Source organism: Vibrio phycocola (assembly GCF_054404255.1).
Map to the genome: position 1 here is coordinate 118,152 of NZ_JBTAMQ010000013.1, position 25,953 is coordinate 144,104.

Below are 25,953 nucleotides of genomic sequence, written 5' to 3' on the forward strand. Positions count from 1 at the left end.
ACTACTCATCCCAGGGTAAGGTTTCTATCAAGTAAGAAAAAATACTGACAAGGTGACGCAGAAACAAGATATCCATGCAAGGCTGAAAATGACCACCATCCTCACTTGAATAGGCTAAAAACCCTTCGACTAAACCGCTTTTAATCGGCAATACAACATAGGAACCCATTTCAGGCATCAGAGAATTTTCTCCAAATAGGCCATGACGGTCAGCTTGACGCATTCTGCCTAAATACGCTTGTTTTCCGTTTAAGTGGTTAGTCTTAAAACGTTGCCAATACTCTTTATCAAGTAAGTACTTACTTTCTTTAGATTCCATGAAGCGTATATGAGCTTTCAAGTTTAAACTTAATGCTTTCTCTTCAATGGCTTTAATAACTTGATAAAGCGAACGACACTTGAACATCTGTTGCTGCAGTTCCACAAATTCATGGAAAGTACGATCGTTATTCGCACCAAGAGACATTAGTGCAGTGATCTCTTCTTCAAGTTCTTCTATTTTTTGGCGCTGACGAGTTAACTGGATTTGTACCAAAGATACGGTTCCAGCTTGGTGGTGAGGTAATTGAATTCTCTCTACCAATTCAGGATGAGTTAAAAAGAAATTCGGATTATCCCTCAGATAATCGGCAACCAATTCAGCGGTTAATTCATTTACTTCGGTACTTTGCACGAGATCCCTTTTTAACAAGATATTTGTCCATCAAAAACATGCGTTGCTGGCCCTGTCATATACAGTGGTTTACCCGGTCCTTTCCATTGTATTTTCAATGAACCGCCATGTAGGTCAACATTTACACTTTCATCGAGTAAACCTTGAATAATACCCACTGCAACAGCCGCACATGCACCACTGCCACAAGCTTGAGTTTCGCCAGCCCCACGTTCGTAAACACGAAGTTTAACGTGCTTGCGACTCTTCACTTGCATAAAGCCGGCATTGACTCGCTCAGGAAAGCGCTCATGAGATTCAAGTAATGGGCCTAATGTTTCCACATCGGCAGTTTCTGTATTATCCACCACCGTCACAACATGCGGATTTCCCATGCTAACTGCGCCACAAAATAACGTACTATCCCCCACTCGCAAAATATACGTTTTCTCGGTTTGCTTCGCTTTGAAAGGAATTTTGTTTGGCTCAAGTTCAGGTACGCCCATATTGACGGTAATTTGATCATCATTTTCAATTTTCAGCACCATTTTGCCTTTCTTGGTACTGACGCCAATACTGTATTTATTGGTCAAGCCTTTCATTCGAACAAAACGAGCAAAACAGCGTGCGCCATTGCCACACTGCTCGACTTCGCTGCCATCTGAATTAAATATACGATAATGGAAATCACTATCGGGATCATAAGGCGCTTCAACCACAAGAAGCTGATCAAAACCCACTCCGGTATGACGATTCGCCAAGCGACGAATTAACTCGGGAGAAAAAAATATATTTTGGGTAATGCAATCAACAACCATAAAGTCATTACCCAACCCGTGCATTTTAGAAAAATGGAAATGCATAAACGTCATTTACTCCGGTAATACGTTTTCAAGAGCCCATAGGCTAGAGAGTTCTTCGCGCTTGCGTACAAGATGAACGGTATCACCATCAACCATAATCTCTGCTGCACGAGCTCGAGTATTATAGTTTGACGACATAGCAAACCCATATGCGCCAGCAGATCGAACCGCGAGTAAATCACCTTCTTCCAATACGAGAGAACGATCTTTACCGATGAAGTCTCCAGTTTCACAAATTGGACCGACTAAATCGTATACCATAGCCTCACCTTCACGAGGTACTACCGGTATAATATTCTGCCATGCTTGATAAAGTGAGGGACGCATCAGATCATTCATTGCGGCATCAATAATGGCAAAGTTCTTATGCTCAGTAGGTTTAAGAAACTCAACTTTTGTCAGTAAGATCCCAGCATTAGCTGCAATGGCTCGCCCTGGCTCAAACACCAATTCTAAATGCTTATGGTTATCTAAACGAGAGAGTAGTGCTTTGGCATATTCTGCAGGCTCTGGAGGCTGTTCATTATCGTAAACCACGCCTAAGCCACCACCAACATCAAGGTGTTTAATTTGAATGCCCTGCTCGCCTAAATCATCAATCAACTTTAGAAGGCGGTCTGTTGCATCAATAAACGGTTCAATGTTGGTCAATTGAGAACCGATATGACAATCAATACCGTGAACCTCTAAGTGCTCTAAAGAATTGGCAAATTGATATACCTCTGGAGCACGATCAAACGCAATGCCAAATTTATTATCTCGCAACCCAGTCGAAATATAAGGGTGCGTTTGTGCATCAACATCAGGGTTAATTCGTAGAGATATTGGTGCTTTCACGCCCATCTCTTGCGCAACTTTATTTAGACGCAACAATTCCGGCTCAGATTCTACATTGAAGCATTTAATCTTCAAACTTAGTGCTCGTTGCATTTCTTGCTCGGTTTTACCGACACCAGAAAATACGATTTTTGACGGATTACCACCCGCCGCAATAACACGTTCAAGTTCACCTGCAGATACAATATCAAACCCTGAACCTAAACGAGCTAGGGCGCTTAACACGCCTAAATTGGAGTTCGCTTTAACGGCATAACACACTAAATGAGGATGCTCACCAACGGCATTATCAAACGCTTTCCAGTGACGTTCTATTGTCGCTCGAGAATACACGTAAAGTGGTGTACCAAATTGACTCGCCAATTGCGTTAGGTTGACATCTTCAGCCCAAAGTTGGCCATCATCTTGATAATTGAAGTAATCCAAAACCTTTTCCTTAAAAATCTTTAATATTTATTGTTGTTCTTCATGTTGCGGTGCGGACTCTTGAGGTATAGTCAATGGACCGCTTTGACCACACCCAGTTAGCCCTAATAGGCTCAATAAAAAACATGCTGCGATGGCTTTTTTCATTTTCCAATTCGTGATTATTGATTCAATGCCCCCTATAATCGCACCACAAGCCAGAAAAGCAATAGGACAATGAAATGAACGATACTGAATTTCATCAACTCGTAGATGTTGAATTAGAAAAAATTGAAGAATTAATCGATGATTCAGGTGCTGATATCGATTATGAAAGCCTTGGGAATGTAATGAATCTCGAGTTTGAAGATCGAAGCCAAATCGTTATTAATCGCCAAGAGCCTATGCACGAAATTTGGCTAGCTTCTCGATCGGGTGGCTTTCACTTTAAGCGCATTGATGAGCAGTGGATTTGCTCTAAAACCGGCGCTGAATTAATTGAATTTGTTAAAGGTGAATGTGAAAAACATGCAGGTGAATCAATAGACTGGTGTTAACTCTAGGAAATAAACATGAAAAAGGAGCGTAGAGCATCGCTCCTTTTTTCTATGGTATGTTCTGCACTCAAAAATTAAGAGCCATTTACCACCGAACTAAGGCGAGATGTGGGAAGCATATTGCTGCGGTAAGGTAGAATATAGCTTGGTTCACTTTCAGGATGAATGATTTGGTAATACTGAGGTAAATTAAAATTAATAAATTTTGAGGATACTTTATTATCATCTTTTAAAGACGTATAAAATCCATTCACACTATGGATCATTTCATCTTTCGTCCCACTATATTGGTGGTATACCTCTACTCGGTTACTCTCATCCAAAACATAAATATTAAAGCCAGTATCGGTATCTTCAAAGAAGAACTGAACCAACCCTTCACTCGCAAACCCATCAATGACGTCAGGTAACGGATATTCTTGATCACTGTCTAGCATCAGCAATGGAGAGCCTTTAAGCTTACTCGTAGAAATACTGCTGTAAAAGTCGATCGAATTTTCTAATTTCTTAACAGACACACCACGGCGCTCAAAAAAGAGACCATGCATCTGGTCACCAATTCTCACAGCTTTAAATCGACGTCGCTTTTCTGGCTCCATTGGTCGCAAGCGCAAATCAATACACTCAGCCAATAACTGATATACCGCATTTCGCATCACACCACGTAGATTTTTACTGTAGCAAAACACATCAACCGAATCGGGTGGTAATGCATCTTGGTGCATCTTACTCAACACTGTTTTCAATGCCTCAAGCATTGCAGTTTCACCTTTAAAGTGAAGTGAGCGTACTTCTTGCCAAGAGTTACGATAAACGAGATCAATGCTTGTCACTAAGCACTGTTTTTCTTCGCCATAACTTAGGATATCAATATTTTTCAAATCAACTTTTAGTGACCGACCTGACAGCTCAATCGTAGGGTCGGTTTCAAAATTGATAAACATCGCAAGCTGATTAATCTCACATGGACTGGCCAATGCTTGCATCGTTGGGCGGTGTTTATGTAATGAAAAGGTATTACGTAAATCCCCTACCATTTGGTAAAACTTATCGATATCTAATTGTGCATCCCGAACAACAGAATGCAAACGGGTCGATTCTGTGATCAACCCATTAAAAAAGGCCCAAGCAACGAGCTTACTCAAATATTCGTTATGTTCTAAATAGCGCTGACCAAACATCCGTTCGGCTGAAATGGGCTGCTTATAAAGATACCACCCATGAGGGTTAGTTCGCCCAGGACGTACTTCGATAAAGGTTAGATCAGGTTCATGTAAATCGGGGGAGATTTGAGGATTGAGCAATGTGACTTTACTCGGGAGAACTTCAAATGCGGCATATAACTTTCTGGCCAATACTGAAATATCTTCTGGACTGATCGATGACGTAATCTGGTTCCGGCGCGCAAAGTGAATCAGATTACGATAACTCAGCATTAATGCATCAAGTAAACCACTATGCATAACCTTCACTTGGCCAACCTTCCAATTACGGCGGTTATCCAATTCTTCGACAATGTCGCTTTTCCATTGCCATTGACCAACTAAACTCTCAAGCACTCTACGACGCCATGCTACAGAGCCCAATCCAGGTTGACGAGACAACTTTTCATGTGTTTTAAGATAAAAGCAACGACGTACTAATTCGAGACGAGAATGATCGCCAATAGATTCGAGATAATTCGTCACTTTTTCTAACATTAGAGAATACGCATCCATCCCCGTAAGGTCGGAGTCATGCATAAAGAAACGACGCTTTGTTTCAATGCTTAGAAGCTGAGTATTGGGGTACTCCCAAGTATAAGCTTCAAGTAAGATTGCCTTTAGCACTGATTTATAAGGCGCATCGATACTCTTATATAGCTGCCATAAATTGGCACCAAAATACTCTTCTGCAGGAATATGATTTAAACGACCAAAATCAATCCAATCATCACAATTAATAAATGACTCTTGGCATAGACGAGAGACATATTCGTCATAACAATCCTCCATCTCTGGAGGAACGATTTGCCATAATAATCGCTTACCAGCAAGTAAAACTGCTGAACGATAGAACTCGTCTAATAAGAGTAGGTGCAATGATGAACCACAGTTATCACCCGACAGTTCATCTGAACAATTTGAACGAAAGCGCTTCTCATCCATCACAAAAAAGTTAGCTTCAACGCCGAGACTTTTTGCCCAATCTGTAACCTTTTGGCATTTATAACCTAATTGTTCACGTTCTTTTTCACTCATTAAGGATGAAACACAGACCCAAACATCGATATCACTCGACGTGCTTTGACCAATCGAAGAGGTACTTCCCATGGTATAAAGTGCGAGTATCTGAGGTTCTGTGATTTTCGGGAGCTTCTTCCCTAACGTGATCTCAGTATTATGAATAAACTTAAGTTGTGACCCATTTGGTTCGAAACCCCATACACCTGAAGGCGTACTGTCGTTGTGGTAACCAGGAATCAATGGGTGATTAAATTGAAAAAGGACGGGGATAAGATGAAAGACATGTTGGCTTTGTAAATCCATTAGAGCTAGCGCACGTTGAGTGCGTTGCTCATTGAGATTATCCAGTCTCTGAATTAATAGATTCGTGTAAGCCAGCAAGCGATATTTCCCAGAATTAACTTAACTCAACATCAATGATCTAGAGCATGGCCAACTCGGCCTAAAAACGTGATCAATGTAACACTTTTAGCTCGATTGGTAAAGTTCATACCTAACCAACATTCCTACATATTAGGATTTAATTAACAATAAATAATGACGCCAGTATAGTGTCATAAATCCCTTAGCTTAATAATCATAAGCCTAGTATATAAATACGATCTATTTCACATAATTTTAAATAGACCCGTTACATTTATCTCATTAAGCGAGAGGTTGCACGTCAAACTTCTGCTTTGTTGTTCAAGAATGTTAGGATGACACATATCATTTATTCAGCTGTAGGCCCTTATGACAATTAATAAACCAATTCGCATCGCTACTCGTAAAAGTCCACTCGCATTATGGCAAGCTCATTTTGTAAAAGATGCGCTTGAAGAAGCTCACCCAGGGCTTGAAGTCGAACTGGTTACATTTGTCACGAAAGGTGACATTATTCTCGATACTCCACTCGCGAAAGTAGGTGGTAAAGGGTTATTCGTAAAAGAACTCGAAACTGCAATGCTTGAAGATAAAGCAGACCTAGCCGTTCATTCAATGAAAGACGTACCAGTAGAATTTCCAGAAGGGTTAGGTTTAACGACAATCTGTGAGCGCGAAGACCCTCGAGATGCTTTTGTTTCGAATAAGTACATATCGTTAGAGCAACTTCCTCAAGGAGCGATAGTAGGAACGTGTAGTCTACGTCGTCAATGTCAAATAAAAGCCGATCGCCCAGATATCATTATAAAAGATTTGCGAGGCAATGTTGGGACACGCTTAGGTAAACTCGACGCAGGCAACTACGATGCCATTATCCTTGCAGCAGCGGGCCTTAAACGCCTTGAACTAGAGCATCGTATTGCAAGCTTTATCGAACCAGAGCAATCACTTCCAGCAGTTGGCCAAGGTGCCGTCGGAATAGAATGTCGTTTGGATGATGATCGTTTACATAAACTTTTAGCACCTTTACACCATCAAGATACTGCCGATAGAGTCTTTTGTGAAAGAGCAATGAATAATACCCTTCAAGGTGGTTGCCAGGTTCCAATTGGGAGTTATTCAGTGCTTCAAGGCGATCAAATATGGTTACGAGCACTCGTTGGTGAACCCGACGGTACAAAAATTGTGAGTAACGATATTATAGGACCACGCCAAGAAGCCGAAGCATTAGGTATTGAACTAGCGAATAAACTGCTTGATCAAGGAGCAAAAGAAATACTCGATCGCCTTTATAGTGATGAAGAAAAACACTAATTCAATGAATGTCTTAGTTATTCGTCCCGAAGAACAAGGTAAAGCACTATGTCAAAGCTTAAGCAAACATGGGATAAATTGTATTTTGCATCCCATGCTCGACTTAGTGGCGACAGAAATCAATCAGCCTTTGTTTCATCTTGAGCCAAATAACGATAAAGTCGATATTGTAATTGCTGTTAGTCAATATGCGGTTCAGTTTTGTGACCAATTGTTGAGAAAGAACAATCAAAGTTGGCCAATCGATACGCGATATTTCGCCATTGGTCAAAAAACAGCTCAACTGTTGAGCAAATTAAGTCAACAACAAGTAAACTATCCTCAAGTGAGTGATAGTGAACATTTACTTGAAGAAATCAGTCTTGCAGCAGTATCAGGGTTAAATATTGCAATCCTTCGCGGGAATGGAGGCAGAGAGTTACTCGCAGAAACACTACGTGATCGCGGTGCCAATGTCATTTATCGCGAAGTATATCAAAGAGTACCTCGTGCTTTTTATGCAAAATCCAATGTTACATTGTGGCAAGATAGACAAATAGACAGTATTATCGTTACCAGTTATGAACAACTTGAGTTATTAGTATCTCAACTTCCAGTTTGTTATCACCACTGGTTGTTCTCTCTCTCAATTTATGTGCCTAGCGGACGTATCGCTCGTTTAGCTCAAAGCACGGGATTTAGGAATACGATTGCTGTCGGAAGCGCCAGTAATTCAGATTTAGTGGCTGCACTCCAGCCAAGAAATGACAGGAAGACCCAATGACCAGTAAAAATAATAAACCTGAAGTTGAAACGGAAGATAACCAGAAAAAGGTCGACGTGAGCTCCAAGCCAACTGAGTCTAAATCAGCCCAGCCGTCATCCAAAAAAACCGCAGAACCAGTAAAGCCTGCTAACGATAAAGCGCAAGATTTTGCCGCTCTTGAAAAGCAAGCTAAACGTGGTGCTAAGTACGGCACTGTTGCTATCATTATTGCTATCATACTTAGTGGTGGTGCGGCAGGTTACGCCTATAAAATGACCCAAGATTATCAGGCAACAATGGGATCGGTGAATAATACCGTTAAATCTCTAGAAGCCAAACTCAGCCAATCCAACTCTCAATTAAGCTCATCGCAAGATAAAGCTGAAGAGGCTGAAAAGAAAGCGCTAGCCGCTGAAAAGAAAGCCGCTGATGTCGAACGCCGCTCAGAAGTCGAGCTTGCACAACATCAAAAGAGCTTAGAAAGTTTACAGCGCGCTTTTGCTGAATTAAAAGGTCGTCGTACTAACGATTGGCTCCTTGCCGAAGCCGACTATTTAGTTAAGCTGACCGGACGTAAACTATTCTTAGAGCGTGATGTCGTAACCGCAACACACTTAATGGAAAGTGCCGATCAACGCATCGCTGCACTGAATGACCCAAGTCTAGTCCCTTTGCGTAAAGCTATGGCAAACGACATTACCACATTAAAAGCGGTTCCTCTTGTCGATACAGCGGGATTAGTACTTCGCTTGACCACTCTTCAAGATAAAGTCGACAGTCTTCCATTGGCAAATGCAATTTTACCAAATGCACCCGATGCAGAAAAAGCCGAAGTATCTAACGATATAAACAATTGGAAAGACAACCTACTCACTTCACTGAAAAGTTTCTCTGATAACTTCATCACATTCCGTTCTCGAGATGGCAATGTCACTCCTCTTCTCACTCCAGAGCAACATTTCTATTTACGTGAAAATGTGAAATCACAGCTATCTTCAGCGATTAAAGCGGTATACGACGAGCAACAAGAGCTTTACGTAACTGCGCTAAAAACAACGCTAACTTGGTCCAAAGACTATTTCAGCGTCGAAAGCAAAGATGTTACTGACTTTGATCAAATGATTACTGAACTATCAGAGCAAACAATCCAAGTTGATTACCCAGTTAAGCTTGAAACTCAATCCCTCCTTTCAGACGTAATTAATGAGCGATTACGCCGTGAAGTCACAAGCTTAATCAAGGAGGACAACTGATGCTAAAACTGATGATACTTTTTGTTCTTCTTGGATTGGGGCTGTATGTCGGTACCCAATTCACAGGGCAACAAGGTTATGTCCTCATTTCTATCGCAAATAAAACGTTAGAGATGAGCGTCACCACAATGGTGGTCTTTATCGCTGCATTTTTTGCTGCATTTTTTGTTATCGAGATAATTCTCAAGAAAATTTTCAGTATCACGTCCAATACTTGGAATTGGTTTACCGTTCGTAAACTTAGACGCTCTCGTCGCTTTACTAATGAAGGGATAATCAAGTTAGTAGAAGGTGATTGGAAATTAGCTGAGAAAAAAGTTACTCGTTGGGCGAATCATCACGATATGCCTCTACTTTGCTACCTTGTTGCTTCTGAAGCTGCTGAAGAAATGGGTGATAGAGAAAAACGAGATCACTACCTGAAACTTGCATCTGAGCAAAGTAACTCTATGTTGGCAGTTGAGCTGACTAAGGCTAAGCAACAGATCCATGAAGGGGCATTTGACAATGCTGTAGCCATTTTAACCAAGCTCTCTCAGCCATACCCAAATAACCCTCGCTTGCTTAATATGCTCAAGCAATGTTATCTACAGTTAGGGCAATGGGCTCCTCTGATGGAGTTATTACCACGCTTAAAGCGCAACAAACTGCTCTCTCTTAGCCAATTTGAAAAGCTAATGGAACAAGCTCAAATCGGCTTTATGCAGCAGGCTGCTGAAACCAAAGAACGCGACGTAATACTTGATCGCTGGAGTCAATTACCGAAAGCTGCGAAAAACAACAGCAAAATTATTGTCGTGTTTATACAGGCATTAATTGGGGCAAATGCAGATACTGATGCCTTCACGTTCTTGAAAGAAAAACTCAAGAAGAACCCATCAGCCGATCTTTATAGTTTAGTGACTGAGCTAGATTTACCGGACATGCACCCTGCTGTTGTCTTACTCGAAACTGCAGTAAATAAAAATAGTAACAACGCAGAAGCCCATAGTGCTCTTGCAAGACTCTATATGAAAAAGGATATGCTTCCTGAAGCTCAGAAGCATTTTGAGGCTGCGTTAGCTATGCGTAGTAATGTTGCTGATTATAGTTATCTTGCAGAAGTATTGGAAAAACAAGATATGGCATTAGCTGCAAGTGATGTTAGCCGCAAAGCGTTGGCGTTAATAAGCCCATCAGAGTAGTCTACTTCCATTAGCCTTAACCAAAAAACCAGCGTAATCGCTGGTTTTTTATTATCTACTCAATTAGATATCGCTCTCTTAACTCCAACAGAAACCCTATATCACACGAGAAAACTGTTGATGCTTTGCCCTAGAACGTAAATAGCTATCAAAACACATAGCAATATTTCGAATCAACAAACGGCCTCTTGCCGTTACTTCAATTGACGAGCTATCGACTCGAACAAGATCATCGGCAACAAAACTCGTTAATAACTCCATATCTTGATTAAAATACTGGTTAAAATCGAGATTATATTTCGCTTCAATTTTCTGCTTATCTAACGAAAAGTTGCACATTAATTCTTTAATAACGTCTCGACGCACCAAGTCATCTTTATCTAGAGAAACCCCTTTCCAAAGAGCATGACGTTGCTCATTCACTTTAGCGTAATACGTTTTGAGATCTTTCTGGTTTTGCGCATATACATTTCCAACCATAGAAATGGCTGAAACACCAAACCCGATCAAATCACACTCTCCCTGAGTTGTATAACCTTGAAAGTTTCGATGCAACACGCCTTTTCGCTGAGCAACTGCTAATTCATCATTTGGCAACGCAAAATGATCCATACCAATAAACTGATATTTCGCCAACGTTAACATCTTGATGGTTGCCTGTAGGATCTCCATCTTCTCTTCTGCCTTTGGTAAATCAGCATCTTTAATCTTTCGCTGTGCAGAAAACAATTGTGGCATGTGGGCATAGTTAAATACCGAGAGACGCTCAGGTTGCATCTCGATGACTTTCTCTAAGGTATATTTAAATGAAGACAAGGTTTGTTTAGGCAAACCATAGATTAAATCTAAGTTGGTTGAGCGGTAACCGAGCTGTTTTGCGCGTTCCACCAAAGCAACAATAAAATCTTCGTCTTGCTCACGATTGACCAGTTGTTGTACTTCTTTATCAAAATCCTGAACACCAATACTTACACGATTAAATCCTTCACCTTTTAGGTGGTCAAGAATATCGAGCTCAATTTCTCGTGGGTCTATCTCTATACTAATTTCTGCTTCCGACTCAAATGTAAACTCGTCACGAAGCAAGGTCATTAAACGACTAAGTTGAGATTTAGAAAGGAAAGTTGGCGTCCCTCCTCCAAAATGCAACTGACTCACACGTCTTCCTTGCATTAAAGAAGCTCGTTGTTGGATCTCTACCTCTAGAATATCGAGATATTCATCGGCTTTATGCAAATGCCGAGTGATAACTTTATTACAGCCACAGTAGTAACAAAGCTTATGGCAGAATGGAATATGAATATACAACGATAAAGGACGGTCCGGATACTTGGCACATGCCATATCAAATTCAGCAATAGTGAAGGCTTCATGAAATTCTATCGCAGTTGGATAAGAAGTATAACGGGGGCCCGAATAGTTATACTTATCCAACATCTGCTGATCCCAAACAATTTGCTGACGATTGGCCTCAGATCCATTCATTATAGTTTTATCCCTGTATACGGAGCACGAAGGTTATTTTGCCACAATCACGTGAGAATTCGATGAATGACAAAACACAAATGAGTAATAAATATAGTAAATTGCCACCAAGATCACTGATTGAAGTGCGACTTTATCCCCACACTGAATCAGTACTAATTTAGTTATTAGAAGATTGTACTTGCTGGTGAAGATCTTTTAGTTCTTCTATAATAGCAGCAGATAAGCGAGTTTCTGCTTTCATACGAACTAAATTTTGTTCCATGCGAGTCTTCTTTGGAAGCTTGCTACGCTCCTCACCTCGAGGCATGTCTTTTACAACATTATATAACTCGACAATGGAAGGATAAGCGTTCTCTAGCTTGATTCTCTGCGGGCCCTGTAGATACTCCATAATGCAGTATACCCGAATACAAATCTCCGACAAATCACACTGACCTTGAATACCAACCAAGGACAAAGTAGAAACATGTTCAAAAATATTCGCATTCCGTTTTTCTATCGCTTGTTCGTGCAGTTTCTGCTGTTCTTCTTTTTGCTTTTTGAGCTGTAAAAGAAGGTAACCTGCATAGCACGCAAGGCAAATTACAATACAGCCTCCAACAATAACCAACAGAGAAAGACTCATATCCAATTACCCTTTCCATTCATCCAAGTTGGTGTCTTCAAAATCAGATAACAGATCATCATCATCACGTTTCAAAGATTTACTCCGCTCTTTAGCAACAATTGGAGCTTCCATTTGTTCATCTTCATCTTCAAGCTGAACCTCTTCATCCATATCAATACCCAATATTTTCATTAAGGCTTCAATACGGTCTAGGCGCTGGTCGACATAAGTTTGCAAACCTACACCTAACTTCTCGCCATTATCTAGACGAGCAAGTAACACATTAAATTGAGCATCACTCTCAATTTGAGCCAACTCCTGTTCTGCTAAAACTAAACGCTCGGCTTTAGTGGGCTTTTTCTTTGGCTCAACAATCAAAGGAATTTTCTTTTTACTGCCTAGCCTAGGATCGCGATTCCCGCTCTTCGATGCTTTTCCCAAGTTATCATCCGTTAAGGAATGTCTGGCACCAGACTTTAATCCCTTACGTTTTTTAGATTTTTTTCGCAAGCGTCCTTCAACATCACTTTCTGAACGCTGACGAATCACAATAACATCATCAATTCCGGTGGATCTTACTTTTTTATTTCGACTCATTACTGGAGTTTCCTCAGTAAAACTACATCATTTCCCACAAATTCAATGGCTAAATTATCTCGCTTAGCTAAGTAGTTGAACGTACTTCGACTAAAAAAACTAACGTGCGTGAGATCATTCTTATAATGCCAATGAACAAAGGCGTCTTTATCTATAACTTGCTTGGTCATTACACCAAGCCAACCACCCACCTTAAGCATAGACAGCCATTGCTGCCATACTTTATCAGGGTGATGTAAATGTTCTATCACTTCAGTTGCCATTACAAAGTCATACTGATCTTGCAATACCGCTTCGTCAGGATAATAGAATATATCGTACAATGCGACGTTATGACCATGCTCTTCCATCATTCCTGATAGTGTTGGGCCAGGACCACAACCAAAGTCAATCCCATAACTGTTTGCCGAAAGTTTCTCTAACATTGGGGTTGCAAAGCGAGATAGAAACCGGCGATATCCCTCATCAGCAGGATTATTCTCATGCAAATCATACATCGCTTTTTCTGCTTCTGCATCCAAGCGGTCGTTGACATCTACCCAAACCAAACTGCATGTAGGACACTGTAAGTATTGTCGCCGTTTGTCTCGGTGGTAAACTTCACCTAGAGATTGGTGGCACAACGAACATCGCTGCATAATCATCTCCTGATAATAGGGATGCGCAAGATACCAGAAACAGCCACTAGAGTGGAGAACAAAAGTACTATTTTACCCAAAATTTAGCCACAAAAATGGCCCGAGCATTCCACCCGAGCCATTTTAATATCAATAAACAACAGTAGATTTAACTAGTGAAGCCCACCAACGTATTTAGACAGAATTTCAATGTCTTCATCAGTTAACTTTTTAGCGATATCTCCCATCATTCCATTCAAATCATTTGTCCGCGTGCCATCACGAAACTTCTGTAATTGAAGTTTAACATAATCAGCTTGCTGACCAGCAATTTTAGGAAAACCTGACAATTCTGTACCAAAGCCACGTGGGCCATGACACGCAATACACGCAGTCAAGCCTCGATCTGAGTCCCCAGCAGAATATAAAGCCTTACCTTTATCGACTACATCTTCAGGTGTCGCGTTTTCTGACATCGGTAATGATGCATAATACGCCGCTAGATCTGCCATATCTTGATCGCTTAAAGGCAATGCCATCGCGCTCATTACAGGATCTAAACGACCTTGTGCCCCATTGCTACTCATACCGAGTTTTAGATCTTCTAATTGTTTCTTAAGATAGGCTTCGTGCTGACCAGCCAACTTGGGGTAGTTAGTTATCGTACTGTTGCCATCGGCACCATGACAGGCAATACACGTTTGTGATTTGGCCTTACCAGCTTCTACGCTACCTTGAGACCAAGCAGAGCAACTGGCTAAAAGACCTAAGATGAGTACTAATTTCTTCATGACATTCCGTTATAATTATCAAGCTTCCAGAACTCTCGTGGTATAATTTATTCCTTACAACGAGCACGGTAATTTTACACTAATTAAACAAAAAGTAATCATTTGACAACTAAAAGTCTAGATGGAGTTAACATTGAGCGCAAAAATTCACTACCAAAACACGCATTTCATCACGAGTGCACCTGATATTCGCCATCTTCCCGATGATGACGGAATTGAAATTGCGTTCGCTGGGCGTTCTAATGCCGGTAAATCAAGTTCATTAAATAGACTGACTAACCAAAAATCTTTAGCTAAAACAAGTAAGACTCCGGGTAGAACGCAACTTATTAATCTATTTAAAGTAACGGATAAGTGTCACATCGTCGACCTTCCAGGGTACGGTTTTGCACAAGTCCCGCTCGAAATGAAAAAGAAGTGGCAAAAGTCACTTGGAGAATACTTACAAAAGCGTGAATCTTTAAAAGGCTTAGTGGTTCTAATGGATATTCGCCATCCAATGAAAGAGTTAGACCAACAATTAGTTATCTGGGCCGTTGAGTGTAATATCCCAGTGCAAGTGTTGTTAACCAAAGCTGATAAACTGAAAAGTGGCGCTCGAAAAGCTCAATTATTGAAAGTTCGTAACGACTCCAAAAGTTTTGGAGGAGATGTGAGAATCGATCTCTTTTCGTCACTTTCTGGTATAGGGGTAGATATCCTACGCCACAAGCTCGATGAATGGTTTGCCCCTGCACTGATTGAAGAGTCAAACGAAGAAACTGTCGATTTAGAATCACATAACGGCGATGAGCCGGAATAAAATGAACTGACTCCCTTCTTAATTTTTTAGCCGACGACACACTATCAGACTATTTGTAACTTAAATACTCCGTGCACAAAAAACCCCACCATCCTGGTGGGGTAACGGGAGAGATATACTTTTGTTTTACGTTATTATGCAGTCAGCATCCCTTAAACCTCAGAGACTTTCAATCTTCCACGTCACATTATTCGTAAAAACAAAATACCCAATAAGCTATTGATAAAGTTAAACATTAAAACAAATAGCCGCCCAAAAAGACTTACTTCACAAACAGAATTAATTGATAATGAGACATACAGCATATTACATAAATGTGATATTTAATCACTTTAATTAACACATAGGTTAATTCAATAACAGACGAGACTATTAGATTCCAAAAGCACAAAAGATGAGGTCAAACTCAAAATAAGAATAGATTTTAAAGATAAAAAACAATAAGTTACAACAATAAAAAACGCCCTGACCAAAAGTTGATCAGGGCGGCTGAATTAGCTTAATCCAATAACGTGAAACAAAAGGTCTGGAAGATAGAACATCTTACCTCTGTACCCTACGACTATTAATTTACAGTATTCTGATAAAAGATCAAACTTTATATGTAGTTAATTTTCATTTTTTTATGTAAAACTACATAAACATATGAATTATCATTTCTTTTTTTTCATTGAAAATAATCAATCAACAATAGGAAAACCTTAACTAACCCACCATATAGCTAGATTCCAACTAGTGAGCCTCATCCCAATTGACACCTCTTCCAACTTCAGCAATAAGCGGAACGTCTAATTCCACGGCAGATTCCATCAATTTCTGTACTTTACTTTCAATCTCTGACAAATGCTGGTCCTGAACCTCCAAAACCAACTCATCATGAACTTGCATTAACAACTTCACTCTTCCTTGACCTTCTTGTTGAATCCATTCATCAACGAGCAGCATTGCTTTTTTAATAATATCTGCCGCCGTTCCTTGCATTGGAGCGTTAATAGCAGCTCGTTCAGCTGCTTTACGCCTCATACCATTCGAAGACTTAATTTCCGGTAAATAGAGTCGACGCCCAAATATGGTTTCAACGTACCCTGTTTCACTCGCCTGTAAACGGGTATCTTCCATATATTGCATCACGCCAGGGTAGCGCTCAAAGTAAGTGTCCATGTAATGCTGAGCTTCACCTCGTGGAATCCCAAGTTGTTTAGCAAGTCCAAAGGCACTCATTCCATAGATCAACCCGAAGTTGACCGCTTTCGCCTGACGCCTCTGTTCACTGCTCACTTGATCTATAGAAATCCCCAAAATTTCAGCTGCGGTTGCACTATGGATGTCTTTACCTTGTTTGAAAGCATCGAGAAGCGCTTTATCTCCCGATAAATGAGCCATAATACGCAATTCAATCTGTGAGTAATCGATAGCCACCAATGTCCAATCAACCGGCGCTATAAACGCTTGTCGAATACGACGCCCTTCTTCGTTTCTGATTGGGATATTTTGTAAGTTTGGATCGGTTGATGATAAACGCCCAGTCGCGGTGACCGCTTGATGATAAGAAGTGTGCACCCTTCCAGTGTCTGGATTAATCATCTTAGGCAGCTTGTCAGTATAGGTAGATTTCAACTTAGCTAATCCACGATGTTCAATAATCAGTTTAGGAAGTGGATAATCCAGAGCGAGCTCTTGCAATACTTCTTCATTCGTTGACGGAGCGCCTGATGGCGTTTTTTTGATAATAGGCAAACCCATCTCTTCAAACAGGATACCTTGGAGCTGTTTAGGTGAACCTAAATTGAATTTTTTCCCCGCCATTTCATACGCTTTTTGCTCTAACTCATCAAGACGTATCGCAATCTCTCTTGATTGCGCATTTAGCTTCATGTCATCAATAAGCACACCAGTCCGCTCCATACGAGATAAAACAGGCACTAGGGGAACTTCGATAGTTTTATAGATATCATCCATTCCACTACTCTGCTCAAGGCGAGAATAAATCGCATGATGCAAGCCGAGCGTTACATCGGCATCTTCCGCTGCATAGACTCCAGCCTCATCAATATCAATTTGATTGAACGTAAGTTGGTTTTTGCCCTTCTTGCCAGCCACTTGTTCAAAAGAGACGCAACTATGTTGAAGAAAACGCAGTGCTAAGCTATCCATATCATGCTTACCACCAGTACTATCAAGCACATAAGAAGCAAGCATAGTATCGTGCTGAATGCCACGTAACTCGATGTCATAACGGGCTAATATGCTCATATCAAACTTAAGATTTTGTCCAACCTTAGCAAGTTGGTCATCTTCAAGCAGCGGTTTCAACTGAGCAATTACCCAATCACGTTCTAATTGGACCGGCGCATCTAAGTAATCATGAGCAACCGGAACATAAGCTGCTTCTCCTTCCGCCGTCGCAAATGACAAGCCAATGAGATTTGCTGTCATATAATCTAAACCATCGGTTTCGGTATCAAATGCAAACAGTGAGCTCTTCGACAGCTTATCAAGCCAAACTGCGAACTCTTCTTTTGAATACACAATCTGGTAACCACTACGATCAATTTTCGTTGCGGTTATTGGAGTAGAAACACTAGTGTTGTCTTTATTCGAAACCGTTATACGACCGGATTTTTCATTTGCTTGAACAACCCCGTCTCCGCCTTCTAAAAGATCATTAAGCCAAGATTTAAAGGCCATTTGACCGTATAGCTCAACAAGCTGGTCTTTATCTGGTTGGGATTTTGTTAGCGATTCTGGAGTGCAATCTAATGCGACATCCAGCTTGATTGTGGCTAGCTGGTAAGATAAATAGGCATTCTCTTTGTTATCTTCCAATTTCTTCGCCATATTTTTCGAACCACGAAAACCAAGTGGGGCTATTTTATCTAAGTTTTCATATAACTCATTTAGACTACCCACGCCTTGTAGCAGTGCCAATGCGGTCTTTTCTCCGACTCCAGGAACACCTGGAATGTTATCGACCTTATCACCCATTAACGCTAAGTAATCAATAATCAGTTCAGGTGGAATACCAAACTTATCAACAACACCTTCTCGATCCATCACAACATTAGTCATAGTATTAATCAATGTGACATTTTCATCGACCAGTTGCGCCATATCCTTATCTCCAGTACTAATGAGTACTGGAATACCCGCTTGTGATGCTTGACTAGCCAGTGTTCCAATCACATCATCCGCTTCAACGCCTTCGACACAAATAAGGGGTAATCCAAGCGCTTTAATAATTTTATGAAGAGGTTCAATTTGGCAACGAAGCTCATCGGGCATCGATGGTCTGTTCGCCTTATATTCAGGGTACATATCATCACGAAAAGTTTTACCTTTCGCATCAAAGATGACAGCAAAATGCTCTGTAGCAAACTGGCGCATTAAACTGCGGATCATATTAAGTACCCCATAAACCGCATTGGTCGGGATATCACCATTGCTCATCGTGCTTGGGTAAGCATGAAATGCACGGTACAAATAAGAAGAGCCATCGATCAAAATTAGAGGTTTATCTGGGATGCGAGCCATAGTCTATAGGTATCCAAAAAGCGTCATTAACGTTAGCGCACTAGGATGCCATGAGTCGCAAAGCGATTCCATGTTGAAGCTCGATTTTCATTCTCTATTACGAAAAAAGATCCATATTCATAAAAGCTACTCTGTGGATAACTCTGTTTATACTTTACATTGCATCACTTTGGAACAATAAATCAACAAGTATTTAAACAAATCAAACAATTGATTTAAAACGTTAAATATTAAAAATATGTAAATATAACCAGTTATTTTCTTGATAAATTTCTGTGGATAAATTCTTATTGTGCACTATTATTGAACACATTTTCTCACTAATAGAAATAAAAAAAGCGACATTCAATTAAGAATGTCGCCTAGCAAAACACAGAAAACGTTTTTATATTAACCAATTCTGATAAAGCTATAAATACACTGGAAGCAATGTGAGCAATGTCGTGTCAAGCGGTCTACAAGTCATCAATCAAAGCTAATGATAAGTAGTGCGTTATCGTAACTTTTCTTGAATCCCTTTTCCCTCAAGACACCTAAATAATAACCATTCTCATTTAAATGTCAACACTTAATGAGAATAAATATCATTAATATTTAAAAAGATGTATACACGTTCATATATACTCAATCACTAACTATGTATTTATTCACCTTTCTCTTTTAAATATTGGGCTGCTTTTGCGTTATCTTCTGCCATCCACTCGGCTACCTGTTTGGCAAAGTACGTTAATATGCCATCAGCCCCAGCGCGCTTAAAGCACAACAATGACTCTAAGACCGTTTCTTTTTCTTTCAACCATCCATTATCAATTGCGGCTTTATGCATCGAATATTCACCAGAGACCTGATAAGCAAACGTCGGTACTTGCAATTCCTGCTTCACTCGGCGTACGACATCGAGATATGGCATACCAGGTTTTACCATGACCATATCTGCACCTTCATTGATATCCATCGCGACTTCATGCAGTGCTTCATCTGAATTTGCAGGATCCATTTGATAGTTTTTCTTATCTGCTCCCTTGAGGTTTGAAGCCGAACCGACTGCATCTCTAAACGGACCATAGTAATTCGACGCATATTTAGCCGAATACGCCATAATCTGAGTATGAATAAACCCAGAGGTCTCCAATGCATCTCGTATCAAGCCAATACGTCCATCCATCATATCGGATGGAGCGACAATATCCGCACCAGCCTCTGCATGCGAAAGAGCCTGTTTTATCAGCACCTCGGTTGTTTCCTCATTGAGTACATAACCGGTGTCATCAATAATCCCATCTTGGCCATGAGTGGTAAAAGGGTCTAACGCAATATCCGTCATCACCCCCATTTCAGGCACTTTCTCTTTAAGCATACGAACCGCTCGCTGCAGTAACCCTTCAGGGTTGTATGCTTCTACAGCATCCAGGCTTTTGACTTCTTGACCAACAACGGGGAAAAGAGCGATGGTAGGAACACCAAGCTGAGCCAAATATTGCGCTTCTTCCAGCATTAAATCGATTGATAAACGTTCTATTCCAGGCATAGATTCGACTCTCTCTCGTCGATCTTTTCCCATCAAAATAAACATAGGGTAAATCAGATCGCTCACTGAAATTTGATTCTCCGAGACCAAACGACGGGTATATTCATGTTTACGTAACCGACGCATCCGGCGTTTGGGAAATTCACCTTGGATGGATACTGACACATTCTACTCCTTAGTTAACTTACCTTTGAAAGCTCAGTTTGGCTTTCAGGCTTGTAAAATTCTACAGAAATCATAACACTGTATGTTTCATACTCCAGCCGAGAACAACGAATAATTGAAAAAATGATCTCTATCTCACAATCCCTTATACTCAATTTCACCACATACTGCTTGGATACTGCATACAATGATTGACACCCATGCTCATGTTTACGCAAAAGAGTTTGATCAAGACCGTGAACAAGTGATTCAACGCGCTCTGGAGCAAGGTATTGATACTATTTTATTGCCCAATATAGACCTTGATTCAATTGAGCCAATGATCGCGACTGAACGCGCGTACCCAAATATTTGTCGCTCGATGATGGGATTACACCCATGTTATGTCGATAATCATATTGAGCAAACACTCGCGACTATAGAGTCTTGGTTTGACCAGCATAACTTTATTGCTGTTGGAGAGATTGGCATCGATCTTTATTGGGATAAGACCTTCCAGGCTGAGCAAGAATTTGCATTTACTCGTCAACTGGATTGGGCAAAGCAGCGTAATTTACCCGTTGTAATTCATACCCGAGACTCAATGCAAGAAACCATCAAATTACTTACACAACAACAAGATGGCAAACTTCGAGGCGTATTTCATTGTTTTGGTGGCAGTTTAGAGGAAGCAAAAGCGATCAACGAACTTGGCTTTCATTTGGGAATCGGTGGCGTATCTACATTCAAAAATGGAGGAATGGATAAAGTCATCCCTCATTTAAATATGGATTATCTCATTCTAGAAACGGATTGCCCCTATTTAGCACCAGTGCCTCACAGGGGAAAACGCAATGAACCAGCATATACACAACTGGTGGCTAAACGAGTTGCTGAACTAAAAGAGCTCAGTATCCAACAGGTTGACGCAATCACAACTCAAACAGCTCGGACCCTATTCCAACTGTAAAAGCTCACTAATTTTACTCAGTTTCGATACCATCGTCGTCATCGCGACGACGATAAAATCGCGCAAAAAAGACTCCGACTTCAAACAAAAAGCACATTGGAAGAGCCAATAGTGTTTGAGAAATAATATCTGGAGGCGTTAAAAACATTCCAACGATAAACGCCGCGACGACAATATAGGCACGTTTAGACACCAAATCTTCCGGCGTTGTCGCTCCTGTCCAACACAACAGAATAATCGCAACTGGAACTTCAAATGCAATACCGAAAGCCAAAAATAGCGCCAAGACAAAATCGAGATAGCTAGCAATGTCCGTCGCGAACTCTACGCCACCGAGTGCAATGGTCGTAAAAAACCCAAAAACAAGTGGAAAAACAACATAATAAGCAAACGCAACACCACAATAAAAGAGCAACGAACTCGAAAACAAAAGCGGCACGACCAGTCGGCGCTCATGCTTATACAAACCAGGTGCGATAAATGCCCACACCTGATATAGGATTAACGGCACCGCAACAAATACGGAAACGATCATCGTCAACTTTAATGGTGTAAAAAATGGCGAAGCAATATCGGTTGCAATCATCGTCGCGCCATTTGGCAGACGTTCAACTAAAGGTTGTGAGACAAACTCGTAGATCGAATCTGAAAAATAAACCAAACAAACAAAAATAACCAATACTGCAACGATGCTACGCAATAAGCGATTACGCAACTCCAGCAGGTGGCCAATTAAAGGAAGTCCTTGTTCTGAGGTGGACATGAGAGCCTCGTCGCTGTATCAATGAAACCAAAGTTACTCGGCGTTAGAAGTATCTTTCTTTGGCTGGGAAGTACTTTCTGCTTGTTCAGGAGATTTTGAATAAGGCCTCTGTACATCTTGTGCCGCCTTTTTTAGTGCTTCAACAGACTCGTGAAGTTCCGGGGAAAGATTCGCTAAATCCGTCTCTTCAGCCTTGCGCAAATTTTCGTGCAACTCTTGAATTTTAAGCTCATGAGCAAGCTCGTCTTTCACGCTATTGGCCATACGCTTGGCACCATTAATCGTTCTCGATACGGTACGAATCGCATGAGGTAGACGTTCTGGCCCTAATACGACAAGAGCGACCACCGAAATAAGCACTAACTCCCAAAAGCCTATATCAAACACAATAAAGTCTACTCTTTATCTTTTTTGTCGCTGAATTCAGCCGACTTAGCATTGTCTTCTAGGTTATTTTCGGCAAAGTCTGCGTCTTTCTCTTTGCTTTGAGGTTCATCAGCAATTGCTTTTTTGAATCCTTTCACAGCACCGCCAAGATCGCCGCCTAAACCACGAAGCTTTTTAGTACCAAATAACAGTACAACAATAACTGCAATAATAGCCAGTTGCCAAATACTCATACCCATAAAATCTACCTTTCCTCATATATTCGCTAAAATCGGATAATAACTTATAACACAAATTCTATTTGTAACAATAACTACGCCAACTAAATAACCAAGCTGCGATGCCCACGCCTCCCAATATGAGAGAAAAGTCAGAATATTTACCCTCTAATAAAATCACAGCACAGAGGATCAACGTCGCGCCGACACCAAAAAAGAAACGCCCTGTTGTTTGGTTGCGGCTCGTCTGAGTATAGCTTTGATAAATTTTATCAACTCGCTGACTCATCAATCGACTTTGTTGTAAGCTCTCATATACTAACTCCGGCAATTCCGGCAGCTTCTCAGCCCACAATGGCGCTTTATCTTTAATTGCATTAATCACGGCACTTGGCCCCATTTGATCCATCATCCATTTTTCCAAAAATGGTTTTGCCGTTGACCATAGGTCAAGTTGTGGATAAAGCTGACGCCCTAACCCTTCGACATACAACAGTGTTTTCTGCAATAAGATTAACTGTGGCTGAACTTCCATATTAAACCGACGTGCAGTTTTAAACAGGTTAAGTAATACATGACCAAATGAAATTTCACATAAGGGCTTTGCGAAAATAGGTTCACACACGACTCGAATCGCCGATTCAAACTCATCAATATTGGTATCATATGGTACCCAACCTGAGTCCACATGCAATTGCGCTACTCTGCGATAATCTCGATTGAAAAAAGCGAGAAGGTTCTCGGCCAAATAGCGTTTATCGTCTTTGTTTAAGGTCCCTACAATCCCACAATCTAAGCCGATCCACTGTGGGTTTTCTGGATGATTTGGGTTAACAAAAACATTTCCAGGGTGCATATCTGCATGAAAGAAGCTATCACGAAACACTTGAGTGAAAAATACACTAACGCCACGCTCCGCAAGCAACTTCATATCAGTTCCGTTATCATTTAACCCTTCAATATCGGAAACCTGAATGCCATATATTCGCTCAGAAACCATGACATTTTTATTACTAAGCTCAGAAATAACCTCAGGGACATAGAGTTCTTCACTATTAGTGAAGTTTCGACGCAGTTGAATCGCATTCGCCGCTTCTAAACGTAGGTCCAATTCATCCAATAACGTTTTCTCATATTCGCGAACAACTTCGACAGGCTTTAGGCGTCGAGCTTCAGGTAACGCTTTGGAGACAATACGAGCCATACGATACATCAAATTAATATCCGCGGTTATTACAGGGCGAATATCCGGACGAATCACCTTAATGACCACTTCTCGACCATTGGACTTCAACTTTGCAGTATGAACTTGAGCAATAGAAGCAGAGGCAAGAGGTTCAATATCAAAGTCGTCAAACCATGTTTCAACAGGGCCTCCCATCGACTCTTCTATTTGGGCTTTTGCTAGTTTTCCATCAAAAGGGGCAACCTTATCTTGGAGAAGAGCTAATTCATCAGCAATATGGGGAGGGAAAAGATCACGACGAGTCGACATCATTTGACCAAACTTAATCCAGACCGGACCAAGCTCTTGCAACGCGGCTTTGAGCCTCTCTCCTATTGGTTTTTCTGGATGCTGATTGTGCAACCAAAATAACATTTTGCGTGCCAGAAGAGGGGTTTTAAGCAACTGGTGATCGGGTAATAACTCATCAAGCCCATACTCAAGCTGTACTTTTACAATTCGATATAGTCTCTTCACTTCACTGAGATTCATACTTTATCCGTGATTGTTCGAAAACGTGACTCAATCCGTGCAAATTGACTCGCAACATCATCGACCTGATCGCAAAAGTGGGCGATCTCTAAAGGCGCTGGAGCAATACGCCATTCTTCTGTAATAGCCTGAGCCAAATGAGATTGATGCTTTTTCATCGACGATTTTAGCGTAGCATTCACCGATTTAACCCCTCGGCATAGTGTATGACTCACCACATCACCAGTTAACCTCGAAAGCCACTCTTCTAAATCCGGCTTACTGTCGCTCATTAATTGGGCAAACTTTTGAGCAAGCTGCATATCACCTTCAAGAATTAACTTATCTTGCTTAATCAATTGAGTGATATTGGCTTGTTCTTTTAGTTGAGGAAAAGTGGCTAGAGAAAGTGAAAGATAACAATCAAGATCCCCTTCATAGTCCGCTAGAACATCGATTTGCTGACTAAATACAAAAGTAAGCGTCATCGATAATTCTTTTAAATGAAGTTGAATGACTTTGCCTTTCATTCGAGCAAGTTGGCGCCCTAAAGCTGGATCATCTTGAATCAATCTATTTAATACGACTTCAATGGATGCAGTAATCAGCGGTGTCACCGGCATACAAGACCCCTTAAAATTTATAGCCACGGTGCAAGGCAACAATTCCGCCTGTCAGATTAAAATACATGGTGTTATCAAACCCAGCATTATCCATCATTCCTTTCAATGTTTCTTGATCAGGATGCATTCGAATCGATTCCGCCAAATAGCGATAACTGTCCGCATCATTCGCAATAACCTGTCCCATCTTGGGTAAAATGTGGAATGAATAATTATCATAAATCTTCGATAAAGGTTTAAGAATTGGTTTAGAGAACTCAAGGATTAACAAGCGCCCACCCGGCTTTAACACACGATACATCGATCGAATAGCCGCATCTTTATCGGTCACATTGCGTAAACAAAAACTAATGGTGATACAGTCAAAATAGTTATCTGGAAATGGCAGTGCTTCCGCATTAGCTTGTACATAGTGAACATTCCCGACAATACCACTATCGCGTAACTTATCCCTGCCAACGTTCAACATTGAATTGTTAATATCTGCCAAGATGACATGACCGGTTTCACCAACAATACGAGAAAACTTCGCTGTCAGATCACCAGTACCACCACCAAGATCAAGAATGCGTTGACCACGTCGCACGCCACTACAGTCAATGGTATAGCGCTTCCAGAGCCGATGTACTCCACCTGACATCAAGTCATTCATCATGTCGTACTTTGCAGCAACAGAATGAAAAACTTCGGCGACTTTCTGAACTTTCTCTTCTTTTGCTACCGTTTCAAAACCAAAATGCGTTGTTTCTTGGTCGTCTACTACTTTTTCTTGTTGCACTCGATACCTACCATT

26 protein-coding genes are annotated in these 25,953 nt (G+C 40.9%); 7 read left to right on the forward strand and 19 right to left on the reverse strand.

Going from position 1 to position 25,953, the window contains the following annotated elements; translation table 11 throughout:
* Position 1: 1 nt before the first annotated feature.
* The 4 genes from ACXJY6_RS16395 to lptM are packed head-to-tail and all read right to left on the reverse strand — an operon-like array spanning position 2 to position 2,925.
* Positions 2–673, reverse strand: coding sequence for a DUF484 family protein (locus tag ACXJY6_RS16395; protein ID WP_456052220.1), 672 nt, complete (start codon positions 671–673; stop codon positions 2–4).
* A gap of 11 nt (positions 674–684) precedes the next feature.
* Complete coding sequence (dapF, locus tag ACXJY6_RS16400; RefSeq protein ID WP_456052354.1) at positions 685–1,515, reverse strand: diaminopimelate epimerase; 831 nt, start codon at positions 1,513–1,515, stop codon at positions 685–687.
* A 9-nt stretch (positions 1,516–1,524) separates the two neighbouring features.
* Positions 1,525–2,778 carry a diaminopimelate decarboxylase gene (gene lysA / locus ACXJY6_RS16405; protein ID WP_458768987.1) on the reverse strand — a complete coding sequence of 418 codons (1,254 nt, stop codon included), beginning with the start codon at positions 2,776–2,778 and terminating at the stop codon, positions 1,525–1,527.
* A 27-nt stretch (positions 2,779–2,805) separates the two neighbouring features.
* Positions 2,806–2,925, reverse strand: coding sequence for an LPS translocon maturation chaperone LptM (lptM, locus tag ACXJY6_RS16410; RefSeq protein WP_456052218.1), 120 nt, complete (start codon positions 2,923–2,925; stop codon positions 2,806–2,808).
* A 74-nt stretch (positions 2,926–2,999) separates the two neighbouring features.
* Between lptM and cyaY the strand changes: the two genes are divergently transcribed.
* Positions 3,000–3,314: an iron donor protein CyaY gene (cyaY, locus tag ACXJY6_RS16415; RefSeq protein ID WP_456052217.1), complete on the forward strand. Its 315-nt coding sequence runs from the start codon at positions 3,000–3,002 to the stop codon at positions 3,312–3,314.
* 74 nt (positions 3,315–3,388) lie between these two features.
* Here cyaY and ACXJY6_RS16420 read toward each other — a convergent pair whose 3' ends face one another.
* Positions 3,389–5,920: a class I adenylate cyclase gene (locus ACXJY6_RS16420; protein WP_458768988.1), complete on the reverse strand. Its 2,532-nt coding sequence runs from the start codon at positions 5,918–5,920 to the stop codon at positions 3,389–3,391.
* A 351-nt stretch (positions 5,921–6,271) separates the two neighbouring features.
* Here ACXJY6_RS16420 and hemC point away from each other — a divergent pair, with 351 nt between their 5' ends.
* From hemC to ACXJY6_RS16440, 4 genes are read left to right on the forward strand one after another with little or no spacing between them, the layout of a single operon-like run.
* Entirely contained in the window at positions 6,272–7,216 is a 945-nt protein-coding gene (gene hemC / locus ACXJY6_RS16425) for a hydroxymethylbilane synthase (protein ID WP_458768989.1), read from the forward strand.
* A 4-nt stretch (positions 7,217–7,220) separates the two neighbouring features.
* Complete coding sequence (locus ACXJY6_RS16430; protein WP_456052214.1) at positions 7,221–7,979, forward strand: uroporphyrinogen-III synthase; 759 nt, start codon at positions 7,221–7,223, stop codon at positions 7,977–7,979.
* Positions 7,976–9,214 carry a uroporphyrinogen-III C-methyltransferase gene (locus ACXJY6_RS16435; protein WP_458768990.1) on the forward strand — a complete coding sequence of 413 codons (1,239 nt, stop codon included), beginning with the start codon at positions 7,976–7,978 and terminating at the stop codon, positions 9,212–9,214. Before ACXJY6_RS16430 ends, ACXJY6_RS16435 begins: the two co-directional genes overlap by 4 nt.
* Positions 9,214–10,398 carry a heme biosynthesis HemY N-terminal domain-containing protein gene (locus ACXJY6_RS16440; RefSeq protein ID WP_456052212.1) on the forward strand — a complete coding sequence of 395 codons (1,185 nt, stop codon included), beginning with the start codon at positions 9,214–9,216 and terminating at the stop codon, positions 10,396–10,398. The genes ACXJY6_RS16435 and ACXJY6_RS16440 overlap by 1 nt, the downstream gene beginning before the upstream one ends.
* A 96-nt stretch (positions 10,399–10,494) precedes the next feature.
* Here the strand turns inward: ACXJY6_RS16440 and hemN are convergent, their stop codons facing one another.
* The 5 genes from hemN to ACXJY6_RS16465 form a co-directional block, all read right to left on the reverse strand.
* Positions 10,495–11,883, reverse strand: a complete 1,389-nt coding sequence (gene hemN / locus ACXJY6_RS16445; RefSeq protein WP_458768991.1) for an oxygen-independent coproporphyrinogen III oxidase — start codon at positions 11,881–11,883, stop codon at positions 10,495–10,497.
* A 160-nt stretch (positions 11,884–12,043) separates the two neighbouring features.
* Positions 12,044–12,511: a DUF2489 domain-containing protein gene (locus ACXJY6_RS16450; protein WP_456052210.1), complete on the reverse strand. Its 468-nt coding sequence runs from the start codon at positions 12,509–12,511 to the stop codon at positions 12,044–12,046.
* 6 nt (positions 12,512–12,517) lie between these two features.
* Positions 12,518–13,090, reverse strand: coding sequence for a Der GTPase-activating protein YihI (gene yihI / locus ACXJY6_RS16455; RefSeq protein ID WP_456052209.1), 573 nt, complete (start codon positions 13,088–13,090; stop codon positions 12,518–12,520).
* The gene (locus tag ACXJY6_RS16460; protein ID WP_456052208.1) at positions 13,090–13,728 is read right to left on the reverse strand and encodes a class I SAM-dependent methyltransferase; all 639 of its coding nucleotides are present in this window, start codon (positions 13,726–13,728) and stop codon (positions 13,090–13,092) included. The genes yihI and ACXJY6_RS16460 overlap by 1 nt, the downstream gene beginning before the upstream one ends.
* 152 nt (positions 13,729–13,880) lie before the next feature.
* Positions 13,881–14,498 carry a c-type cytochrome gene (locus ACXJY6_RS16465; protein ID WP_456052207.1) on the reverse strand — a complete coding sequence of 206 codons (618 nt, stop codon included), beginning with the start codon at positions 14,496–14,498 and terminating at the stop codon, positions 13,881–13,883.
* Positions 14,499–14,631: 133 nt separating this feature from the next.
* On the opposite strand from ACXJY6_RS16465, the gene yihA reads away from it, so the two are divergent.
* The gene (gene yihA / locus ACXJY6_RS16470) at positions 14,632–15,300 is read left to right on the forward strand and encodes a ribosome biogenesis GTP-binding protein YihA/YsxC (protein ID WP_458768992.1); all 669 of its coding nucleotides are present in this window, start codon (positions 14,632–14,634) and stop codon (positions 15,298–15,300) included.
* Positions 15,301–15,794: 494 nt separating this feature from the next.
* On the opposite strand, the gene ACXJY6_RS16475 is transcribed toward yihA, so the two are convergent.
* The 3 genes from ACXJY6_RS16475 to hemB all read right to left on the reverse strand — a co-directional run bounded on the left by ACXJY6_RS16475 (position 15,795) and on the right by hemB (position 20,524).
* Complete coding sequence (locus ACXJY6_RS16475) at positions 15,795–15,842, reverse strand: small protein SpfP (RefSeq protein WP_456052353.1); 48 nt, start codon at positions 15,840–15,842, stop codon at positions 15,795–15,797.
* A 190-nt stretch (positions 15,843–16,032) separates the two neighbouring features.
* Positions 16,033–18,831 carry a DNA polymerase I gene (gene polA / locus ACXJY6_RS16480; RefSeq protein WP_458768993.1) on the reverse strand — a complete coding sequence of 933 codons (2,799 nt, stop codon included), beginning with the start codon at positions 18,829–18,831 and terminating at the stop codon, positions 16,033–16,035.
* A 643-nt stretch (positions 18,832–19,474) separates the two neighbouring features.
* Complete coding sequence (gene hemB / locus ACXJY6_RS16485) at positions 19,475–20,524, reverse strand: porphobilinogen synthase (RefSeq protein ID WP_456052204.1); 1,050 nt, start codon at positions 20,522–20,524, stop codon at positions 19,475–19,477.
* Between the two features lie 187 nt (positions 20,525–20,711).
* Here hemB and ACXJY6_RS16490 point away from each other — a divergent pair, with 187 nt between their 5' ends.
* On the forward strand, positions 20,712–21,473 hold the full coding sequence (locus ACXJY6_RS16490) for a TatD family hydrolase (RefSeq protein ID WP_458768994.1): 762 nt from the start codon (positions 20,712–20,714) through the stop codon (positions 21,471–21,473).
* 13 nt (positions 21,474–21,486) lie between these two features.
* On the opposite strand, the gene tatC is transcribed toward ACXJY6_RS16490, so the two are convergent.
* From tatC to ubiE, 6 genes are read right to left on the reverse strand one after another with little or no spacing between them, the layout of a single operon-like run.
* A complete protein-coding gene (gene tatC, locus ACXJY6_RS16495; RefSeq protein WP_458768995.1) occupies positions 21,487–22,236 on the reverse strand; it encodes a twin-arginine translocase subunit TatC in 750 nt (249 codons plus the stop codon).
* A gap of 33 nt (positions 22,237–22,269) precedes the next feature.
* The gene (gene tatB, locus ACXJY6_RS16500) at positions 22,270–22,623 is read right to left on the reverse strand and encodes a Sec-independent protein translocase protein TatB (protein WP_458768996.1); all 354 of its coding nucleotides are present in this window, start codon (positions 22,621–22,623) and stop codon (positions 22,270–22,272) included.
* A gap of 8 nt (positions 22,624–22,631) precedes the next feature.
* Positions 22,632–22,862 (reverse strand): twin-arginine translocase TatA/TatE family subunit, encoded by a 231-nt coding sequence (tatA, locus tag ACXJY6_RS16505; protein ID WP_456052200.1) that lies wholly within the window; start codon positions 22,860–22,862, stop codon positions 22,632–22,634.
* Between the two features lie 58 nt (positions 22,863–22,920).
* Positions 22,921–24,558, reverse strand: coding sequence for a ubiquinone biosynthesis regulatory protein kinase UbiB (gene ubiB, locus ACXJY6_RS16510; RefSeq protein WP_456052199.1), 1,638 nt, complete (start codon positions 24,556–24,558; stop codon positions 22,921–22,923).
* Complete coding sequence (locus ACXJY6_RS16515; RefSeq protein WP_458768997.1) at positions 24,555–25,160, reverse strand: ubiquinone biosynthesis accessory factor UbiJ; 606 nt, start codon at positions 25,158–25,160, stop codon at positions 24,555–24,557. Before ACXJY6_RS16515 ends, ubiB begins: the two co-directional genes overlap by 4 nt.
* A gap of 10 nt (positions 25,161–25,170) precedes the next feature.
* Positions 25,171–25,938, reverse strand: a complete 768-nt coding sequence (gene ubiE / locus ACXJY6_RS16520; RefSeq protein WP_458768998.1) for a bifunctional demethylmenaquinone methyltransferase/2-methoxy-6-polyprenyl-1,4-benzoquinol methylase UbiE — start codon at positions 25,936–25,938, stop codon at positions 25,171–25,173.
* Positions 25,939–25,953: the final 15 nt, after the last annotated feature.

Coding starts and splice junctions, on each gene's coding strand:
- dapF (WP_456052354.1), bottom strand. CDS start 1,515: ATGCATTTCCATTTTTCTAAAATGCACGGGTTGGGTAATGACTTTATG.
- lptM (WP_456052218.1), bottom strand. CDS start 2,925: ATGAAAAAAGCCATCGCAGCATGTTTTTTATTGAGCCTATTAGGGCTA.
- cyaY (WP_456052217.1), top strand. CDS start 3,000: ATGAACGATACTGAATTTCATCAACTCGTAGATGTTGAATTAGAAAAA.
- hemC (WP_458768989.1), top strand. CDS start 6,272: ATGACAATTAATAAACCAATTCGCATCGCTACTCGTAAAAGTCCACTC.
- ACXJY6_RS16430 (WP_456052214.1), top strand. CDS start 7,221: ATGAATGTCTTAGTTATTCGTCCCGAAGAACAAGGTAAAGCACTATGT.
- ACXJY6_RS16435 (WP_458768990.1), top strand. CDS start 7,976: ATGACCAGTAAAAATAATAAACCTGAAGTTGAAACGGAAGATAACCAG.
- ACXJY6_RS16440 (WP_456052212.1), top strand. CDS start 9,214: ATGCTAAAACTGATGATACTTTTTGTTCTTCTTGGATTGGGGCTGTAT.
- hemN (WP_458768991.1), bottom strand. CDS start 11,883: ATGAATGGATCTGAGGCCAATCGTCAGCAAATTGTTTGGGATCAGCAG.
- ACXJY6_RS16450 (WP_456052210.1), bottom strand. CDS start 12,511: ATGAGTCTTTCTCTGTTGGTTATTGTTGGAGGCTGTATTGTAATTTGC.
- yihI (WP_456052209.1), bottom strand. CDS start 13,090: ATGAGTCGAAATAAAAAAGTAAGATCCACCGGAATTGATGATGTTATT.
- ACXJY6_RS16460 (WP_456052208.1), bottom strand. CDS start 13,728: ATGCAGCGATGTTCGTTGTGCCACCAATCTCTAGGTGAAGTTTACCAC.
- ACXJY6_RS16465 (WP_456052207.1), bottom strand. CDS start 14,498: ATGAAGAAATTAGTACTCATCTTAGGTCTTTTAGCCAGTTGCTCTGCT.
- polA (WP_458768993.1), bottom strand. CDS start 18,831: ATGGCTCGCATCCCAGATAAACCTCTAATTTTGATCGATGGCTCTTCT.
- ACXJY6_RS16490 (WP_458768994.1), top strand. CDS start 20,712: ATGATTGACACCCATGCTCATGTTTACGCAAAAGAGTTTGATCAAGAC.
- tatC (WP_458768995.1), bottom strand. CDS start 22,236: ATGTCCACCTCAGAACAAGGACTTCCTTTAATTGGCCACCTGCTGGAG.
- tatA (WP_456052200.1), bottom strand. CDS start 22,862: ATGGGTATGAGTATTTGGCAACTGGCTATTATTGCAGTTATTGTTGTA.
- ubiB (WP_456052199.1), bottom strand. CDS start 24,558: ATGAATCTCAGTGAAGTGAAGAGACTATATCGAATTGTAAAAGTACAG.
- ACXJY6_RS16515 (WP_458768997.1), bottom strand. CDS start 25,160: ATGCCGGTGACACCGCTGATTACTGCATCCATTGAAGTCGTATTAAAT.